Raw genomic sequence first — 18018 nt, forward strand, 5'->3', positions numbered from 1 at the left:
AATGCCGTCCATCACCATCCGCAACGTTCCCGATGCGGTGCATCGCGCCCTACGCATCCGGGCGGCACAGCACGGGCGCAGCACCGAGGCCGAGATCCGCGCCATCCTCGAGCAGGCGGCCAAGCCCGAGGGCCGCATGAAGCTCGGATCTCTGCTGACGGCGATTGCCCGCGAAGCCGGAGGATTGACGGAAGCGGAATCGGATCAGTTCGACCGACTGCGCGACCGAACACCGCCCGAGCCGATGCGCTTCGAGTGACCGTCGCGATGATCGACTGAAATGATCGTCTTGGACACCAACGTCATTTCCGAACTGTGGAAGGTGGCGCCCCATCCCAACGTGCTGGCCTGGATTGATGCGCAGATCGTCGAGACGCTCTACCTCTCGGCCGTGACCGTCGCCGAACTTCGGCTCGGCATCGCGATGATGCCCGCCGGCAAACGGCAGATGACCTTTCGGGAGCGACTGGAGCGGGAAGTGCTGCCGGCTTTCGCAGGCCGTGTGCTTCGTTCGACTTTGATGCCACCGATCGCTACGCCGCGTTCATGGCGCAGGCCAAGGCAGCAGGGCGAGCCATCGGCCATGCGGACGGCTACATTGCCGCCGCGACCATACTCCGCGGGTTCACCGTGGCCACCCGCGACACCGCTCCGTTCGAGGCTGCGGGATTGGTCGTCATCAATCCCTGGACAATCGAGATTTCCTGAGGGCCGACATCGGCGCTTGGCCGGGATCAATCGTCCGACACGTCCTTGGCCGCCCGCACCGCCGCGATCAGCTCCTCCGCCCGCCCGCTCTGGAGCAACGGCACCCATCGCGTGACCGTCTCGTGAGAAAAGTCCCACCATGCCGTCTCGACGAGCGCCGCGGTCGTCGCCTCGTCGAAGCGGCGGTGCACGATCCGGGCCGGATTGCCGGCCACCACCGCGTAGGGCGGCACGTCCCGGGTCACGACGGCGCGGGCGGCGACGACCGCGCCGTGGCCGACGGTGACGCCCGACAGGATCATGCAGCCCGACCCCAGCCACACATCGTGCCCGATGCTCACGTCGCCGCGTGAGGCATGGTAATCCTGCGGTGCATCCGCCCCCGGCCACAATCCGGCCATGGCCGCGAAAGGATAGGTCGAGACCCAGTCGAGCCGGTGATCTCCGCCGAGCAGGATCTCGACCTTGTCGGCGATGGAACAATAGCGGCCGATCGTCAGGCGGCTGCCCGATTCGGGGAAGCGCACCTTCGGCCTTCCGTAAGAGTATGCCCCGATTGAGAATTTCCAGCGGCGGACGAGCTTTTCGAGATGCCGCCGCGTCTCGTTGTGCGGGTTGCGCCCCCGCCGCAGCCGTTGCAACAGATGCCTCAACAGCGCCCCCCGGAAGAAGAGGGTGCGGACGCGCATAAACGAGCGGAAGAGGACGGCATCGCCATGGCCGACAATATGTCCGAGGATCTGAAGTCCGGGGCGCTCGTCTATCACCGGCTGCCGAAACCCGGAAAGCTCGAAATCCAGGCCACCAAGCCGCTGGGCAACCAGCGCGACCTCGCGCTCGCCTACTCCCCCGGCGTCGCCGCCGCCTGCATGGCGATCCACGACGACCCGCAGGAGGCCGCGACCCTCACCATCCGCCAGAACCTCGTCGCCGTGCTCTCCAACGGCACCGCCGTGCTGGGCCTCGGCGACATCGGCCCGCTCGCCTCGAAGCCCGTGATGGAGGGCAAGGCGGTCCTGTTCAAGAAGTTCGCCGGCATCGACGTGTTCGACGTCGAGGTCGACGAGAAGGACGTCGACAGGCTCGTCGACGTCGTCTGCTCGCTGGAGCCGACCTTCGGCGGCATCAACCTCGAGGACATCAAGGCGCCCGAGTGCTTCGAGGTCGAGGAGCGCTGCCGCGAGCGGATGAACATCCCGGTCTTCCACGACGACCAGCACGGCACGGCGATCATCGTCGCAGCGGCCGTCCTCAACGGGCTGGAACTCGCCGGCAAGCAGCTCTCCGACGCCAAAATCGTCACCTCGGGCGCGGGCGCGGCGGCCCTCGCCTGCCTCAACCTGCTCGTCTCGCTGGGCGCCACCCGCGAAAACATCACGGTCACCGACATCAAGGGCGTGGTCCACAAGGGCCGGGCCGAGCTGATGGACCGCTGGAAGGACGTCTACGCGCAGGAGACCGAGGCGCGCACGCTGGCCGAGGTGATCCCCGGCGCCGACGTGTTCATCGGCCTCTCCGCGGGCGGGGTGCTCAAGCCCGAGTACCTGGAGAAGATGGCCGAGAAGCCGCTCATCATGGCGCTGGCCAACCCGTACCCCGAGATCATGCCGGACCTCGCCCAGGAGCGCCGGCCCGACGCGATGATCTGCACCGGGCGCTCGGACTTTCCGAACCAGGTCAACAACGTCCTGTGCTTCCCCTACATCTTCCGCGGCGCGCTCGATGTCGGCGCCCACGCGATCAACGAGGCGATGAAGAAGGCCGCGGTGAAGGCGATCGCGGCGCTCGCCCGCGAGGCGCCCTCCGACGTGGTGGCCCGCGCCTATGGCGGCGAGGCCCGGCCGTTCGGGCCCCATTCGCTGATCCCGAGCCCGTTCGACCCGCGCCTGATCCTGCGCATCGCCCCCGCCGTGGCCAAGGCGGCGATGGATTCGGGCGTCGCCGGCCGGCCGGTCGAGAACATCCAGGCCTACGCGGAATCGCTCGACCGCTTCGTGCACCGCTCCGGCTTCATCATGAAGCCGCTCTTCTCCAAGGCGAAGGACGACCCCAAGCGCGTCATCTACGCCGAGGGCGAGGACGAGCGGGTGCTGCGCGCCGCACAGGTGGTGGCCGAGGATCGCGTCGCCCGGCCGATCCTGGTCGGCCGTCCGCGGGTGATCGAGACCCGCATCAAGCGCTTCGGCCTCGACCTCAGGCCGGGCGAGCATTTCGACCTGATCGATCCCGAGGACGATCCGCGCTACCGCGCCTACGTCTCGACCTATCTCGAGGTCGCCGGGCGGCGCGGCATCACGCCCGATCTCGCCCGGACGCTGGTGCGCACCAACAACACGGTGATCGGCGCGCTCGCGGTGCGCCGCGGCGAGGCGGACGCCCTGATCTGCGGGCTGGAGGGCCGGTTCGAGACGCGGCTGCGCGTCATCCGCGACATCATCGGGCTCTCGCCGGATTCGCTCGATTTCGCCGGCATGAGCCTGATCGTGACGCAGAAGGGCGCCTTCTTCCTCGCCGACACCCATGTCCGCCAGGACCCGAGCGCGGAGGAGATCGCCGACGTCGCCATCGCCTGCGCGAGCCATGTCGGCCGCTTCGGCCTGACGCCGAAGATCGCGCTCTTGAGCCACTCCGATTTCGGCCAGTCGGATTCGGCCTCGGCGAAGAAGATGCGCAAGGCCCTGGAACTGATCCAGGCCCGCGCCCCGCAGCTCCAGGCCGACGGCGAGATGCAGGCGGATTCGGCGCTGTCCGAACTCGTGCGCGACCGGGTGCTGCCGGGCTCGAACTGGAAGGGCGCGGCCAACATCCTCGTCTTCCCGAACCTCGACGCGGCCAACATCGCTTTCCAGTTCGCCAAGGTGCTGGCCGACGCGCTGCCGGTCGGCCCGCTGCTGATCGGCCCGGCCAAGCCCGCCCACATCCTGACGCCGTCGGTCACCGCCCGCGGCATCGTCAACGTCACCGCTGCGGCGGTCGTCGAGGCGCAGGCCGGGACGACACAGGAGACCGTGCCGGAGGCCGAGCCCGGCGCGGGATCGCTCTCGGAATAGCCTTTCACGACGTGGAGCCCGCCCCTGCTCCGAGAAGGGAGTTGGGCTCCAAGCTTGGCGGTCATTTTGCATTCAGAGCCACGCGTTGAACGCCCGTGGAGTCTGCAATGTGCCGTGGTGACGATCCGACCTGTACCGCCTTTGCCGAGCATCGCCTGCGCTATCGGCGCGACATGGAGCCGGAGCGGCGGGCCTTCCTGAAGAGCGGCTTCGTCGCCGGCGGCGGCGCGGCGGCGCTCGCCGCGGGCGGCCTGTCCCTGGTGAGCCCGGCGCTGGCCCGGACCGGTGCGAGCCGGCTGAAGCAGACGGCGCACTACCACCTGCCGGCCCATGCCGAGACCGTGCACTGGGGCTACTTCTCGAAGACCCTCAAGCCCCAGGTCGAGATCGCCTCGGGCGACTTCGTGACCATCGAGACCCTGACGCACCACGCCAACGACGACGCCGAGCGCATGGTGACCGGCGATCCGGGCGCCGAGAGCGTTTTTTTGTGGACCAAGGAGCGGAAGGGCGTTCCCCGGCGCGGCGCGGGTCCGGAGGATTCCAAGCTCGGGCCCGGCGGCGGGCTCGGCGTCCATATCTGCACCGGGCCGGTGGCGGTCCGCGGGGCGGAGCCCGGCGACGTGCTGGAGGTGCGCATCCTCGACGTGGCGCCGCGCCCCTCGGCCAACCCGAAGTTCAAGGGCCTGACCTTCGGCAGCAACGCGGCGGCGTGGTGGGGCTACCACTACAACGACATGCTGGAGGGACGTAAGCGCGAGGTCGTCACGATCTACGAGGTCGATGCGAGCGGCGAGCGCGACTGGGCCAAGGCCGTCTACAGCTTCCCCTGGCCGGGCGTGACCGATCCGACCGGCCTGGAGCACCCGACGATCGACTATCCCGGCTTAGCCGTCGATCACACGAAGACCAAGCGCGATTTCGACGTCCTGAAGGGCATCCGCGTGCCGATCCGCCCGCATTTCGGCACGATGGGCGTGGCGCCCGCCGAGGCCGAGATGGTGAACTCGATTCCGCCGAGCTACACCGGCGGCAACATCGACAACTGGCGCATCGGCAAGGGCGCGACGCTGTACTATCCCGTCGCGGTGCCGGGCGCGCTGTTCTCGGTGGGCGATCCCCATGCGAGCCAGGGCGATTCGGAACTCTGCGGCACGGCGATCGAGTGCTCGCTCACCGGCACCTTCCAGTTCATCCTGCACAAGAAATCGGATCTCGCCGGCACCTCGTTGGAGGTCCTCGACTTCCCGATGATCGAAACGAGCGAGGACTGGGTGCTCTCGGGCTTCAGCTACCCGAACTACCTGAAGGATCTCGGGGCGGACGCGCAGAACGCGATCTTCCGGAACTCCTCGATCGACCTCGCCATGCGCGACGCCTTCCGCAAGATGCGCCGGTTCCTGATGCACGCGAAGGGGCTGACCGAGGACGAGGCGATCTCGCTGATGTCGGTCGCGGTCGATTTCGGCATCACCCAGGTGGTCGACGGCAACTGGGGCGTCCACGCCATCGTCAAGAAGGCGATCTTTTCCGAACGATCGGCCTGATCGCAGCCGCTCCGCCTCGTGCGGCGCGCCGGAGCCGGGATCAGGCCCGTCCGGCCGGCCTCATGTCGGCGAGGTCCGTGTGGGCCGGACCGGACAGGGCGGCGGCCAGCATCGCTTCGAGGACGATGAGATCGGCCTCCGGATCGGGCTCCCAGCCGCAGGTGCAGGGCCCGTCCGGGCCGTGGGCGGCGGCGACCTGCCGGTACAGCGCGCCGACGGTGCGGGCCGCAGCTTCCAGCGCCGCCATCACGTGCATCGGCTCCCGCTGCAGCGCCTGCCAGAAGGCCACGGTGAGCGCCCGTTCGAGAGATCCTTGCGCGTGGCGCTCGGCGGCGTCGGGCGCGGCCATGACGAGACCCATGCTCATGCCCGCCCTCCTGCGCCCCCCCTCGCCCGCGCCTCGACCGCCGCCGACCGGGGCAAGGTCGCATCGCCCGGCTCCAGCCCGACCAGGGATTCGAGCCCGCCCCGGCTGAGAGCGAGGGAGGAGCCGTCCCACCACGCGAGACGTAAGGAGTCGAGCAGGACGTCGAGGGCGGCCAACGTCGCGGCGAGGCCGCCCAGCCCGCCGCGGACGGAAGACAGCGTATCGGCCGGGGATGGCCAGGAGCTGCCGTGGGAAGAGTTTGGAAACATGAAAATGTGCGCCATGTGTTCATCATGGCGCCATCCGCCGTTATTGTGCAAGACTTTCCAAAAATATTGGAAATACTTTAATCGACATATGTTGTGTCACGATTGCAGTGTCGATTTAGAAGAATTCGACGCGTCCGAAAAAGCCGCTGCCGCATCTCGGCTTGGCGAGGCGACACACTGCCGGCTCAGCGCACGGGCCGGTCGAAGGCGGTCTCGGGATGGGGCTCTCCCTTCAGGGTGAAGTGCCACCATTCCTGCGCATAGGGGGCGAATCCGGCGCGAATCATCGCGTCCCGCAGGCGACGGCGATTGCGCGCCGGCTCCGGGCCGACACGGGACGAGTCCGTCGCCGAGGCCTCGTCGAACCGGTCGAAGGGCGTGCCCATGTCGAGCTCGGCACCGTCGGCGCGGCGCACCAGCGTCAGGTCCACGGTCGAGCCGCGGGAGTGCGACGAGCGCTCGGCGATGTAGCCGAGGCGGAACAGGTCCGCCTTGTCGATGCGCGGGTAGTAGGCGGACTTCATGCGCGTATCGGCCGGATCGCGGGCCCAGGCCGCGAAATCGGCCACCGCCCGGAGCGGGCGGTAGCAGTCGAACACCTTGAGGCCGAGGCCTTCGGGCGCGAGCGCCACCTGCACGCGGGCCAGCGCCCGTGCCGCGGGCGGCGTGAGCAGGCAGCGGGGCGCCTCGTAGCCGGCGATGGGGCGCCCGACGAAGTTGTCGGAGCCGGCGTAGCGCATGTCGAGGCGGAGGCCCGGCACGAGCCGGGCGGCGTCGACGAAGGGGTTTTCCGGGAGAGCCGATACCGCACGCGGGCATGAGGCGGCGAGTACGCCCAGGAGCAGGATTCCGCTGCGTGGGAACATGAGGCGGTGGCCTTGGATTCGCGCGGCACTCGGCGACGCGGATGTCGTGGACGAGGGGCAGGCGCTGACCGTCCGTTCCGCGTCAGAGCACCTGGCGCATCACCATCAGCGCCAGCGCCAACCCGCCGATGCCCGCCAGCAGCGAGACCAGCACGTAGGCGAGCGCCGCCGCCCAGTCGCCCCGCTGCATCAAGGTGAAGGCTTCGAGGGAGAAGGTCGAGAAGGTGGTGAAGCCGCCCAGGATTCCGGTGGCGATGAACAGGCGCACCTGGGGCGACCCGCCGCGCAGGGCGAACCAGCCGGCGACGAAGCCCATCAGCACGGAGCCGACGACGTTGATGCCGAGCGTCCCCCACGGGAGGTTCGAGCCGAGGCGGACGGCCGCGAGATTGACCCCGTGGCGCATCACGCCGCCGAGGCCGGCGCCGAGGAAGACGAGGAGGGTGTTCAAGGCGTGGGACCCGGAGAGGATGGGGGAGAGAACCTGCGTGCAGGATTTTAGCGCGTCGGCCCACAGGATGGACACCGGCGTCCCGCGCGGTGCCGGTCTCCATGTATTGCCTGCGCCGACGGATGGCTTCGGCGTCGCGACGCTGCCGGCGGATGATGCCGTTTCCGATCGATCGCTTCGGGTTTGGCCCCACGCCGTCATCGCGAGCGGCCGCGAAGCGATCCAGGGCACGACAGGTCCGGAAAGGGCGCGCCCTGGTTTGCCACGGCTTCGCCTCGCAAGGACGGTGTGGGTGACCCTCTCCGTCATTGCGATGCTCGGCGCAAGCGATCCAGCAACGCCACGTCCGCCCCGACGATCGACACCGAAAAACCCCCGCCGGCCGACAAGCCGCCGGGGGTTCGCCTCCCCGCGGGGCGTCGGCCTCAGCCCTCGGTGACGATCTTGTCCGGCGTGATCGGCAGGTGGCGGATGCGCTTGCCGGTGGCGTGGAAGACCGCGTTGGCGATCGCCGCGGCCACGCCGACGATGCCGATCTCGCCCAGGCCCTTCACCCCGAGCGGGTTCGCCTTGTCCTCCTCGTCGACGAAGATCACGTCGATGTCGTGGATGTCGGCGTTCACCGGCACGTGGTACTCGCCGAGATTGTGGTTCATGAACCGGCCGATGCGGTGGTCGAGCATCGATTCCTCGTGCAGCGCCGAGCCGATGCCCATGACGATGCCGCCGAGAATCTGGCTGCGGGCGGTCTTCGGGTTGAGGATCTTGCCCGCCGCGATGGCCGAGACCACGCGGGTGCAGCGCACCTGCCCGAGTTCCTCGTCGATCTTCACCTCCGCGAAGATCGACGAGTGGGTGTAGGCCTCGTACCGCTTGGCGAAATCCTTGTCGGGCGCGGCCTCGCCGGTCGCCTCCAGCTTTTCGGTGTCGGCGGCCTTCATCACATCGGCCAGGGCAACGCTCTTCGACGGGTCGCCCGCCAACTCGATACGGCCATCCGAAAAGACCACGCGCTCGAAATCGGCGTTGGCGAGCGGCGAGTTCTCAAGCCCCCGCGCCAGCTTGAACGCCTGCTCGGCGATGTCGCGGCAGGCCTTCATCACGGCGGTGCCGGAGGAGGCCGCGGTCCACGAGCCGCCCGCCACCGGCGCCTTCGCGAGCCGGGTGTCGCCGAGCTTCGCCGTGACGTGCTCCAGCGGCAGGCCGAGGGCGTCGGCGGCGATCTGGGTCAGGATGGTGTAGGTGCCGGTACCGAGATCGCCCGTCTGGTTGCCGATCTCGAGCCGGCCGTCGGCGGTGAGCACCGCGTGGGCGCTCGACGGCATCATCATCGATTCCCAGATGCCGGTCGCCATGCCCCAGCCGACCAGCTCCCGGCCCTCGCGCATGGACCGCGGCTGCGGGGTGCGCCGGCTCCAGCCGAAGCGCTCGGCGCCCTGGCGGAAGCAATCCTTCAGCGCCTTGGAGCCGAACGGCTTGTCCTCGGTCTGGTCGTGATCGGTGTAGTTCTTCAGCCGCAGTTCGATCGGGTCCCGGCCGGTGGCGTAGGCGAGTTCGTCCATCGCCGTCTCGATGGCGTAGACGCCGGTCACCGCACCCGGGGCGCGCATGTCGCCCGGCGTCGGCGTATCGAGCTTGGCCAGGCTGTAGGTGAGCGCGACGTTGTCGCATGCGTAGAGCACGCCCGACCAGTTGACGACGACCTCCTGGTAATCCTCGTAAGCCGAGGTGCCCTGCACCGCGTCGTGCTTGAGCGCGGTGAGCTTGCCGTCCCGGTCGGCGCCGAGCGAGACGGTCTGGAGCGCCTCCGGGCGGTAGGTGAAGGACCACATCTGGTCGCGGGTCAGCGTCACGCGCACCGAGCGGCCGAGATCTTTTGCGGCGAGCATCGCCAGGAAGAGCTGGTATTGCGGGCGAAGGCCCGAGCCGAAACCGCCGCCGAGATAGGGGTTCAGGACCCGCACCTGCTCCGGCTTCAGGCCGAAGGCGCCGGCGATGTAGTCGTGGGTGTTCGCGACGCCCTGGATCTTGTCGTAGACCGTGTAGGTGCCGTCCTTCTCCACGACGACGGTGGAGGCGTGCGGCTCCATCGGGTTGTGGTGCTCGTCGGCCATCCGGTACTGGCCGCCGACGCGGATCTCGGCGCCGTCGAACGCCTTGGCCGCATCGCCCCAAGGCTCCGGCGGCGGCTTGATGCCGGAGCGCTTCGTCGGCGGGTCGTAGGAAACGCCCGCCTGCGCCGCGAGGTCGGTCTGCGGCGCGGCGACCGCGTAATCGACGCGGACCAGCGAGGCGGCATGGCGCGCCGTCTCGAAATCCTCGGCGACGACGAGCGCCACGGGCTGGCCCGAGAACACGATCTTGTCGCTCGCCAGCGCCTGGAACGGCGCGCCGGGGGGCGCCACCGCGTCCTGGTAATCCTCCGGGTCGTCGGAGGTGGCCGGGCGGTTCGCGTGGGTGATCACCTTGACGACGCCGGGCACCGCCTCCGCGGCGGAGGCGTCGATGCTCTTGATCCGGCCCTTGGCGACGGCGCTCGACACGACCACGCCGTAGGCGAGGTCGGGGGCGGCGAACTCGCCGGCATACTTGGCGAGGCCGGTGACCTTGGCCGGGCCGTCGACGCGGCTGACGGCGCTGCCGACGAACCGGTCGCGGCCCGCCGCCGTGCTGATCTGAACGGTCATGGCTGCTCCTTACTGGATGCGCTTGTCGGACTGGGACTGGGGCGTGCCGGCGGCGGCCTGCTCCAGGCCGCGGACGACGGCGCGGCGCGCCAGCTCGATCTTGAAGCCGTTGGTCGATTGCGCCCTGGCCTCCCGGAGGATCAGGTCGGCTGCCGCCTTGAAGGTTTCCCGCGTCGCCGGCTTGCCCTGGAGAAGGGTCTCGGCTTCCGCGTTGCGCCACGGCTTGTGGGCGACGCCGCCGAGCGCGAGCCGCGCGGTGCGGATCGTCGGCCCGTCGAGTTCGAGCGCAGCGGCGACCGAGACCAGGGCGAAGGCGTAGGAGAGCCGGTCGCGCAGCTTCAGGTAGGTGTGGTGACGGCCGGCAAAGCCCTTCTCCGGCAGGTCGATGGCGACGATGATCTCGCCGGGCCCGAGATTGGTGTCCTTGGAGGGCTCGTCGCCCGGCAGGCGGTGGAACTCGCTGAACGGAATGGCGCGGTCGCCCTGCGGCCCGCTTACCTGCACGGTCGCCTCCAGCGCGGCGAGGGCCACGCACATATCGGACGGGTGCGTGGCGATGCACTTGTCGCTCGTCCCGAGGATCGCGTGGATGCGGTCGACGCCGCCGATGGCGGAGCAGCCCGTGCCGGGCTCGCGCTTGTTGCAGGGCGTGGCCGTATCGTAGAAGTAGTAGCAGCGGGTCCGCTGCAACAGGTTGCCGCCGGTGGACGCCGCGTTGCGCAATTGCGCCGAGGCGCCGGCCAGGATCGCGTCGGCGAGCAGCGGGTAGCGCTCGCGGATGCGGGCGTCGTAGGCGAGCGTGGCGTTGGTCACCAGCGCGCCGATGCGCAAAGATCCGTCACGCTCCTCGATCTTGTCCAGCGGCAGGCGGGTGATGTCGATCAGCTTGCCCGGCCGCTCGACATCGTACTTCATCAGGTCGATGAGATTGGTGCCGCCGGCGATGAATCGGGCCGCCGGGTCGCCGCCCAGCGCCTGCACCGCCTCCGCCACCGTGCCGGGGCGGACGTAATCGAAGCGGTTCATCGGGCGTCTCCCTGGTGCATCACCTCTTCGATGGCATCGACGATGTTGGTGTAGGCGCCGCAGCGGCAGATGTTGCCGCTCATCGCCTCGCGAATCTCGTCGCGCGTCTTGGCGTGCCCCTCGTTCATCAGGCCGACCGAGGAGCAGAGCTGGCCCGGCGTGCAGTAGCCGCACTGGAAGGCGTCGTGCTCGACGAAGGCCTCCTGGATCGGGTGGAGGCTGTTCTTGCCCTCGCGCCGGGCGAGCGTGGCGAGCCCCTCGACCGTGGTGATCTCGGCGCCGTCCTTCATCACGGCAAGCGTCAGGCAGGAATTGATGCGGGTGCCGTTCACGAGCACGGTGCAGGCGCCGCACTGGCCGTGGTCGCAGCCCTTCTTGGTGCCGGTGAGGTCGAGGCGCTCGCGCAGGAGGTCGAGCAGCGTGGTCCAGGGCGCGACCTGAAGCGCGCGCCGCTCGCCGTTGATCGTGAGCGTGATGCCGATTGTCCCGACGGCACCGGGCGAACCGCTGTCGATGAGCATGGTTTCATCCGTGATGAGGCGCGGGCCCCGCACGGACGAAACGCGGCACGGTCGGTGTCGCGAGGGGCCGGGCGAGGAGCGCGTCTGGGAAGGACGCGGGCTCGGGGGCCCGCGCCGGGTCGTGTCGATAACCATTCCAAGGTGGCCCTGTTCCACTTGCCCTGCGGAGGGGGCACCGCAGCTCGATCACGGACCGGAGAGGCGCGCGGGCGCGCTTCCCGGCCGGGCGGGGTTACGTGAGACGAGAAGCTCGGCTAACGCTTCCCGCGCACGCCGACCTCGAGGAGCCGCCATGGCCGACGCACTCGATCCCGTCCTCAACGACATCGACCGCGATCTGGACAATTCCCTGGAGCGGCTGTTCGCGTGGCTGCGCATTCCCTCGATCTCGACCGACCCGGCCTATGCCGGCCATTGCCGCGAGGCGGCGCAGTGGCTCGAAGGGAATCTCACCGCGCTCGGCTTCGAGACCAGCGTCGAGGAGACCTCGCTGCATCCGGTGGTGCTGGCGCACCGCCCGAAGCCGGGCGCGCCGCACGTGCTGTTCTACGGCCATTACGACGTGCAGCCGGTCGATCCGCTGAATCTCTGGCGGACGCCGCCCTTCGAGCCGCGCATCGACGGGACGGGAGATTCCAAAAAAATCGTCGCCCGCGGTGCCTCGGACGACAAGGGCCAGGTGATGACCTTCGTCGAGGCCTGCCGGGCGCATCTCGCCATGAACGGCGACCTGCCGGTGGGCGTCACCATCCTGATCGAAGGGGCCGAGGAGAACGGCTCGCAGGGGCTGCCCGAATGGGTGCAGGCCAACCGCGACCGGCTCAAGGCCGACGTGGCGCTCGTCTGCGACACCGGCATGTGGGACCGGCAGACCCCGCAGATCACCACCTCGCTCAGGGGCTTGGCCTATTTCGAGGTCAAGGTGACCTGCGCCGACCGCGACCTCCATTCCGGTTTCTTCGGTGGTGCTGCCGCGAACCCGATCCATGTGCTGTCGAAGATCCTGGCCGACCTGCACGATGCGGACGGGCGCGTGACCCTGCCGGGCTTCTACGACGGCGTGCGCGAGCCGCCGCCCGAGTTGCTGGAACGATGGCGTGGGCTCGGCCTCACCGCGGAAAAGTTTCTGGGGCCCATCGGCCTCAAGGAACCGGCGGGCGAGCGCGGGCGCCTGCCGATCGAGCTGATCCAGTCGCGCCCGGCCTGCGACGTGAACGGCATCGTCGGCGGCTACACCGGCGAGGGCACGAAGACCGTCATCGCCGCCCAGGCCTCGGCCAAGGTCTCGTTCCGCCTCGTGGACGACCAGGACCCGGAGACGCTGGCCAGGACCTTCGAGGCCTTCGTGCGCGAGCGCGTGCCCGCCGACGGCTCGGTGGAGGTGATCTGCTACAAGGGCTCGCGGGCGGTGGCCCTGCCCTACGACATGCCGCAGCTCGCCGCGGCGCAAGGAGCACTCTCGGCCGAGTGGGGCCGCGAGGCGGTGGCGGTGGGCGCCGGCGGCTCGATCCCGATCGTCGGCGACTTCAAGCGCATCCTCGGCCTCGACACCCTGCTGATCGGCTTCGGCCTCGACGACGACCGCATCCACTCGCCCAACGAGAAGTACGAGCTGACGAGCTTCCACAAGGGCACGCGCTCCTGGGCGCGGATTCTGTCGGCCCTCGCGGCAGCGTGAGCGGTGCGACATCGATGAAAGCGGGGATTCCAACCCTCTCTCCTCATCCTGAGGTGCCCCTTGCGTCGGCAAGGAGCCTCGAAAGATCTTCCGGTTCCCGCGCGACTCCTGGACGATCCTTCGAGGCCGCTTCGCGGCACCTCAGGATGAGGGCGCGGGTGGGAAATCGCCGGTTCGTCCAAGCCGGACGCCCCGCGGCATGAGCAGCGCCACGCTCTCGCCGCCGACAGGCGCGACAGGCGCCCCCATCCCCGGCCGCCTCGTCGAGGCCGCGCCCGGCGCCTTCGTCCTCCGGTTCCCCCTGCCGCCCTCGCTGCCGATCCCCCTGGACGTCGCGGCCCCCGAGGGGGTACGGCTCGTGACCTGGGCCTTCGCCGGGCTCGAAGCCGGGGCGCGGGGAGGGCCGACCGGCCTGCTGGCGCTCGAAGCGGACGGCCTCGCCCTCGGCGGCGGCCTGACCGTCGCCACCCACTTCCGCGACCTCACCGTGCATCCGGAACCCGCATCGGCGGAGGCCCTGGGCGCGGCCGAGCGGGCCCTGCTCGCCCGGGCGCTGCTCTCCGCCGGCCCGTCGGGCCTCGCGCCGCTCGGGCGCCTGTTCGGCCTCTTCGAGGCGGCGGTCGCCGCGCTTCCGGTCGCCGAGGATGCGCCGGCCCTCGCCGACGAGGCCGGCGGCTGGACCCTCGGCGGCACCGCGATCCCGCACGGCCTGCTGTTTCGCGTGCGCGCGGGCTGGGGCTGCGCCCGGGTCGTGCGCGCATCCCTCGGGCTCAAGCCGCATCCGCGCCAGCGGCTGACCCTCGCCCCCCTCTGGGGCGCGGCGCCGGAGGGCCTGCCCGAGCGCTCCTTCGCGCTCCACGCCCACGGCTTCACCGCGCTGACAGGGGTCTCCTGATGTCGGGAGCGATCACGGACGAGCCCGCGATCCTCGTCCTCGCGCCGATGCCGGCGGCGCCCGCCGGCGCCGGCAACCGGCGCCGGCTCGCGGCCACCTGCGAGGCGCTGACCCGCGGTGGGTTCGCGATCGACCTCGCCTACTACGCCCACGAGGATCAGGTCTACCGCCGCTTCGGCCAGCACCCGCCGACCGATCTTTTGGCGATGGAGCGGACTTTTCGGAACGTCTTCCTGATCGAAGCCGACACGCTCATCCCGCTCAAGACGCGCTCCCATGCCTTCGGGATCGACGAATGGTGTCCCGACGAGGTGGGAGACTTCGTCGCGTGGTATTTTTCGCGGTATCCGGCGACCGGCGCCGTGCTGGTGAACTACGCCTTCCTCGCGCGCGCCCTGGAGCGGGTGCCGCCCGGCGTGACGACGCTCATCGACACCCACGACCGCTTTGCCGGCCGCCAGGCCCAGTACCGGCCGTTCCGCGCCGAGCCGAACTTCTTCTACACCGACGCGGCCGGCGAGGCGGAGGGGCTGTCGCGGGCCGATGTCGTGCTGGCGATCCAGGCGGCCGAAGCGCGATCCTTCGCGCAGGCCACCGACAGCCGCGTCCTGCTGCTGCCGCCGCACTTTCCCGCGCAGACACCCTTCGCGGTGCCGGAGCGGGTGGCGCGCATCGGCTTCCTCGGCCACGGCAACGACCCGAACCTGTTCTCCATCGGCCGCTTCATCCGGGTCTGGCGCGAGGGTTGGACGCCGGAGCGGCCGGAGCTCGTCGTCGCCGGCGAGATCTGCCGCAGCCTGCACGGGGTCGAGGAACCCGGCGTGCGGCTGCTCGGCTATCTCGACCGGCTCGAAGACTTTTACGCGCAGGCCGATCTCGTCGTGGCGCCGATGCTGATGGGCTCCGGGCTCAAGATGAAGGTCGGCGAGGCGCTGTCCTTCGGCCGGCCCGTCATCGGTACGGAGATCGGCCTGGAGGGCTTCGAACCGAGCGAGCCGACCCATCGCTGCCGCGACGCGGAAGCCGTGAAGCGGGCGGTGCTGGAGGTCGCGCGCGATCGGGATGCGCTGGCGCGGCTCACACGGGCGAGCGAGGCGCTCTACGCGCACTACGCGGAGGTCGCGCTGGCGGCGGAGGCCGAGCTGATCGGGCTTCTCGGTTCGCACGAACATGGACGTGTTCCCCCCTCGCCCCACGCGGGGAGAGGGATGTCCAACCCGGATGCGGCGGCGTCGATCGTCATGCAGGGCGGCGGCCTCGTCCTGACCCGCGAAACCTCCGCCCGCTCCCTGCCCGCGAGCGACCCCGATCGCGGCGTGCTGGTCGCGACGGAGCGGCGCCCCGGTCGCGGTACGGCGGAGGTCTACGCGCCGCAGCGGCAGCGCTGGTTCGCCCGCGCGGAGGCGTCCGCCGTCGGCGATCCGCCCGACCTCGGCGCGCTCGATGTCGCCCTCGCGCCCGAGTGGGTGCGCGAAAAGAAACTGCCCTCCGAAACCCGCACCGCGCTCGCCCGCGCCTTCGCCGACATCCAGGCCGATTGGGAGACGGACGGGCGGGTCGTCGGCCGCACGCGCGATCGCGTCGAGATCGCGACGCTCCTGCCCGGCGTGCTCGTCAACGGCCCCCACCCGGCGGCCGCCTTCCTGATCGCGGGCGAGCGCGCGAGCGAACTGCGCCTGGAGCGCGTCACGCCGCTCCACCATCGCGCGATCCGCACCTATTCGGATCGGACCGGGCGCCTGCCCGCCCCGGTGCCGGCGAGCCTGTCCTTGCGCGCCGCGGGACCGCTCCCGGAGGGCGGCGGGCGCCTGCTGTTCCTCACCGACGACGGGATCGGCCGGATCGCCCTCGCGGAGGAAGCCTCCGCCCCATGAGCGAGCCCCCCGCCGTTCCCCTGCTCGACACCGTCGATCCCGGCACCGGCCGCCGGGCCGCGCTCGCCGAGGCCGCCCTGATCTGGGACGCGATCTTCCGCAACGGCGTGCGCCTCGCCTTCGCGCCGCAGCCTGCGCCGGAGGTCTCCATCGTCGTCGTCGCCCGCGATGCCCGTCACCTCCTGGCGCTCACGCTGTACCGACTCTGCGCGAGCCAGACACTGGCCGACGTCAGCTTCGAGGTCGTGCTCGTCGACAACGCCTCCGCGCCCGAGACCCGCGCCCTCTACGACCGCCTCGACGGCGTGACGCTGATCGCCAACGCGACCAACACCGGCTTCGGCCCCGCCTGCAATGCCGGCGCGGCGCGGGCGCGCGGGCGCTTCATCCTGTTCCTGAACCCCGACGTCGACCTCCTGCCCGGCGCGCTCGCGGCCATGGTCGCCACCTTCCGCGACCATGCCGACACCGGCATCGTCGGCGCTCGCCTCGTCTTTCCCGGCGGCGTCCTCCAGGAATCCGGCGCGGGTTTTCGCGATGACGTGGGGCTCACCCATCCGCACGGCCGCGGCCACACGGACCCGTTCGCCCCCGAGCACGCCGCGACCCGCGATGTCGGCTACGTCTCCGGCGCCGTGCTGATGATCGCGCGCGCGCTGTTCGAAGACCTGGGCGGCTTCGATCCACTGTTCGCGCCGGCCTATTTCGAGGACACCGATCTCTGCCTGCGCTGCCATCAGGCCGGGCGGCGGGTGCTGGTGCAGCCGCGGGCCACCGCGATCCACTACGAGAACGCCACCAGCGCCCGCCGCGAGGACGTGGAGGCGCTGCTCGACCGCAACCGCGCCCGCTTCCTCGACCGGCACCGGGCCAGCCTGTTCGAGCAGGGCCCGCAGCCGCGGGGGAGCGGCCTCCTCGACCACGATCCCTGGCGCCTGCGCGTGCTCTACGTCGACGACCGGGTGCCGCATCTCGACCTCGGCGCCGGCCTGCCGCGGGCCAACGCGATCCTCAACGCCATGGCGGACCTGGGCTACGCCGTCACCTTCTTCCCGAACTACGAGGCGGATGCGGAGGAGCACCGGCGCTACCGCGACCTCGACGAGCGCATCGAGATCTTTTACGCGAGCGGCGACGACGGGTTTGGCCGCCTGATCGCCGAGCGGCGCGACCGCTACGACGTGCTCTGGGTGAGCCGGCCGCACAACATCCTGTTCGTGACCCAGGCGCTCCACGCCGCCGGGCTCGATCCGCGCGGCTTCGCGCGCTCGCGGGTGATCTTCGATTCGGAAGCGCTGTTCGCCCTGCGCGACTTCGTGACGGAGGCCGCCACGCAGGGCGGCGCCGTCGCCGCGGATCTGGCGTGGCAGGCGGCGCGCGAGACGCGGCTGTTCGGGCTCGCCGACGCGGTGGTCTGCGTGTCGCCGGCCGAGGCGCGGGTGCTCGCCCGCTACGCCGCCTGCAACCCGACCGTGCTCGGCCACGCCCTGGCGCGGCCCGAGGCGCCGACGCCGGGCTTCGCCGAGCGCGCCGGCTTCGTCTTCGTCGGCGCGCTCGCCCGCGAAGGCCAGCCCAACGTCGATTCCCTCGACTGGTTTTTCGGGAGCGTCTGGCCGCTCGTGCAGACGCGGCTGCCCGGCGCGACCCTCGCAATCGTCGGCGGGATCGCGCCGGAGATCCGCGAGCGCTACGCCCGCGAGGCGGGCGTGCGGGTCACCGGCCGGGTGCCGCGGACCGAGCCCCATCTCGATGCGGCTCGGGTGTTCCTGGCGCCCACCCGCTTCGCCGCCGGTATCCCGCACAAGGTCCACGAGGCGGCGGCGCAGGGGCTGCCCTGCGTCGTCACGCCGATCCTCGCCGATCAGGTCGGCTGGGAGGAGGGCGAGGGCTTCCTCGCACGCGACTGGCGCGATCCGAACGGCTTCGCCGAGGCGCTGGTGCGTCTGCACGAGGACGCCGCCCTGTGGCAGGCGGTCCGGGCCGAGGGTTTCAAAAGAATCGCCGCGGATTGCGACGCCGCCGCCTTCGCCGGGGCGATCCGCGGGCTGTGCGAGGCGCAGGTGGTGGCATGAGTGGTGG

At 70.4% G+C, this 18018-nt stretch carries 15 protein-coding genes and 1 pseudogene; 8 read left to right on the top strand and 8 right to left on the bottom strand.

The features are described 5' to 3' along the window. Window position 1: 1 nt before the first annotated feature. Together PGN25_10040 and PGN25_10045 are read left to right on the top strand one after the other, a co-directional pair. Window positions 2-259, top strand: coding sequence for an Arc family DNA-binding protein (locus PGN25_10040; GenBank protein ID MEH3117908.1), 258 nt, complete (start codon window positions 2-4; stop codon window positions 257-259). A 21-nt stretch (window positions 260-280) separates the two neighbouring features. Next, a pseudogene (locus tag PGN25_10045) lies at window positions 281-708 on the top strand (type II toxin-antitoxin system VapC family toxin). Window positions 709-734: 26 nt separating this feature from the next. On the opposite strand, the gene PGN25_10050 reads toward PGN25_10045, so the two are convergent. Then, window positions 735-1349: a CatB-related O-acetyltransferase gene (locus tag PGN25_10050; protein MEH3117909.1), complete on the bottom strand. Its 615-nt coding sequence runs from the start codon at window positions 1347-1349 to the stop codon at window positions 735-737. A gap of 75 nt (window positions 1350-1424) precedes the next feature. Here PGN25_10050 and PGN25_10055 point away from each other — a divergent pair, with 75 nt between their 5' ends. Continuing rightward, window positions 1425-3758, top strand: coding sequence for an NADP-dependent malic enzyme (locus PGN25_10055; GenBank protein MEH3117910.1), 2334 nt, complete (start codon window positions 1425-1427; stop codon window positions 3756-3758). Window positions 3759-3865: 107 nt separating this feature from the next. After that, window positions 3866-5305, top strand: coding sequence for an acetamidase/formamidase family protein (locus PGN25_10060; protein MEH3117911.1), 1440 nt, complete (start codon window positions 3866-3868; stop codon window positions 5303-5305). A 40-nt stretch (window positions 5306-5345) separates the two neighbouring features. On the opposite strand, the gene PGN25_10065 is transcribed toward PGN25_10060, so the two are convergent. The 7 genes from PGN25_10065 to PGN25_10095 form a co-directional block, all read right to left on the bottom strand. Further along, window positions 5346-5672, bottom strand: a complete 327-nt coding sequence (locus PGN25_10065) for a hypothetical protein (GenBank protein ID MEH3117912.1) — start codon at window positions 5670-5672, stop codon at window positions 5346-5348. Beyond that, window positions 5669-5956: a hypothetical protein gene (locus PGN25_10070; protein ID MEH3117913.1), complete on the bottom strand. Its 288-nt coding sequence runs from the start codon at window positions 5954-5956 to the stop codon at window positions 5669-5671. Before PGN25_10070 ends, PGN25_10065 begins: the two co-directional genes overlap by 4 nt. A 170-nt stretch (window positions 5957-6126) precedes the next feature. Then, window positions 6127-6807: a M15 family metallopeptidase gene (locus PGN25_10075; protein MEH3117914.1), complete on the bottom strand. Its 681-nt coding sequence runs from the start codon at window positions 6805-6807 to the stop codon at window positions 6127-6129. Between the two features lie 82 nt (window positions 6808-6889). Next, window positions 6890-7258 (bottom strand): fluoride efflux transporter CrcB, encoded by a 369-nt coding sequence (crcB, locus tag PGN25_10080; protein ID MEH3117915.1) that lies wholly within the window; start codon window positions 7256-7258, stop codon window positions 6890-6892. Window positions 7259-7683: 425 nt separating this feature from the next. After that, complete coding sequence (locus PGN25_10085) at window positions 7684-9945, bottom strand: xanthine dehydrogenase family protein molybdopterin-binding subunit (GenBank protein ID MEH3117916.1); 2262 nt, start codon at window positions 9943-9945, stop codon at window positions 7684-7686. Between the two features lie 9 nt (window positions 9946-9954). After that, entirely contained in the window at window positions 9955-10971 is a 1017-nt protein-coding gene (locus PGN25_10090) for a xanthine dehydrogenase family protein subunit M (GenBank protein ID MEH3117917.1), read from the bottom strand. Beyond that, window positions 10968-11492 carry a (2Fe-2S)-binding protein gene (locus PGN25_10095; protein MEH3117918.1) on the bottom strand — a complete coding sequence of 175 codons (525 nt, stop codon included), beginning with the start codon at window positions 11490-11492 and terminating at the stop codon, window positions 10968-10970. Before PGN25_10095 ends, PGN25_10090 begins: the two co-directional genes overlap by 4 nt. Window positions 11493-11784: 292 nt before the next feature. Here PGN25_10095 and PGN25_10100 point away from each other — a divergent pair, with 292 nt between their 5' ends. The 4 genes from PGN25_10100 (at window position 11785) to PGN25_10115 (ending at window position 18011) form a co-directional block, all read left to right on the top strand. Next, complete coding sequence (locus tag PGN25_10100; GenBank protein MEH3117919.1) at window positions 11785-13170, top strand: M20/M25/M40 family metallo-hydrolase; 1386 nt, start codon at window positions 11785-11787, stop codon at window positions 13168-13170. A gap of 199 nt (window positions 13171-13369) precedes the next feature. After that, complete coding sequence (locus PGN25_10105; GenBank protein MEH3117920.1) at window positions 13370-14065, top strand: hypothetical protein; 696 nt, start codon at window positions 13370-13372, stop codon at window positions 14063-14065. After that, window positions 14065-15939 (top strand): glycosyltransferase, encoded by a 1875-nt coding sequence (locus PGN25_10110; protein ID MEH3117921.1) that lies wholly within the window; start codon window positions 14065-14067, stop codon window positions 15937-15939. Before PGN25_10105 ends, PGN25_10110 begins: the two co-directional genes overlap by 1 nt. After that, entirely contained in the window at window positions 15936-18011 is a 2076-nt protein-coding gene (locus PGN25_10115; protein MEH3117922.1) for a glycosyltransferase, read from the top strand. Before PGN25_10110 ends, PGN25_10115 begins: the two co-directional genes overlap by 4 nt. The last annotated feature ends 7 nt before the right edge of the window (window positions 18012-18018 follow it).

It is taken from the genome of Methylorubrum populi (genome assembly GCA_036946625.1).
Lineage (GTDB): Bacteria > Pseudomonadota > Alphaproteobacteria > Rhizobiales > Beijerinckiaceae > Methylobacterium > Methylobacterium populi_C.

Coding starts and splice junctions, on each gene's coding strand:
- PGN25_10090 (MEH3117917.1), bottom strand. CDS start 10,971: ATGAACCGCTTCGATTACGTCCGCCCCGGCACGGTGGCGGAGGCGGTG.
- PGN25_10095 (MEH3117918.1), bottom strand. CDS start 11,492: ATGCTCATCGACAGCGGTTCGCCCGGTGCCGTCGGGACAATCGGCATC.
- PGN25_10060 (MEH3117911.1), top strand. CDS start 3,866: ATGTGCCGTGGTGACGATCCGACCTGTACCGCCTTTGCCGAGCATCGC.
- PGN25_10110 (MEH3117921.1), top strand. CDS start 14,065: ATGTCGGGAGCGATCACGGACGAGCCCGCGATCCTCGTCCTCGCGCCG.
- PGN25_10070 (MEH3117913.1), bottom strand. CDS start 5,956: ATGGCGCACATTTTCATGTTTCCAAACTCTTCCCACGGCAGCTCCTGG.
- PGN25_10040 (MEH3117908.1), top strand. CDS start 2: ATGCCGTCCATCACCATCCGCAACGTTCCCGATGCGGTGCATCGCGCC.
- PGN25_10115 (MEH3117922.1), top strand. CDS start 15,936: ATGAGCGAGCCCCCCGCCGTTCCCCTGCTCGACACCGTCGATCCCGGC.
- PGN25_10085 (MEH3117916.1), bottom strand. CDS start 9,945: ATGACCGTTCAGATCAGCACGGCGGCGGGCCGCGACCGGTTCGTCGGC.
- PGN25_10065 (MEH3117912.1), bottom strand. CDS start 5,672: ATGAGCATGGGTCTCGTCATGGCCGCGCCCGACGCCGCCGAGCGCCAC.
- PGN25_10055 (MEH3117910.1), top strand. CDS start 1,425: ATGGCCGACAATATGTCCGAGGATCTGAAGTCCGGGGCGCTCGTCTAT.
- PGN25_10100 (MEH3117919.1), top strand. CDS start 11,785: ATGGCCGACGCACTCGATCCCGTCCTCAACGACATCGACCGCGATCTG.
- PGN25_10105 (MEH3117920.1), top strand. CDS start 13,370: ATGAGCAGCGCCACGCTCTCGCCGCCGACAGGCGCGACAGGCGCCCCC.
- PGN25_10075 (MEH3117914.1), bottom strand. CDS start 6,807: ATGTTCCCACGCAGCGGAATCCTGCTCCTGGGCGTACTCGCCGCCTCA.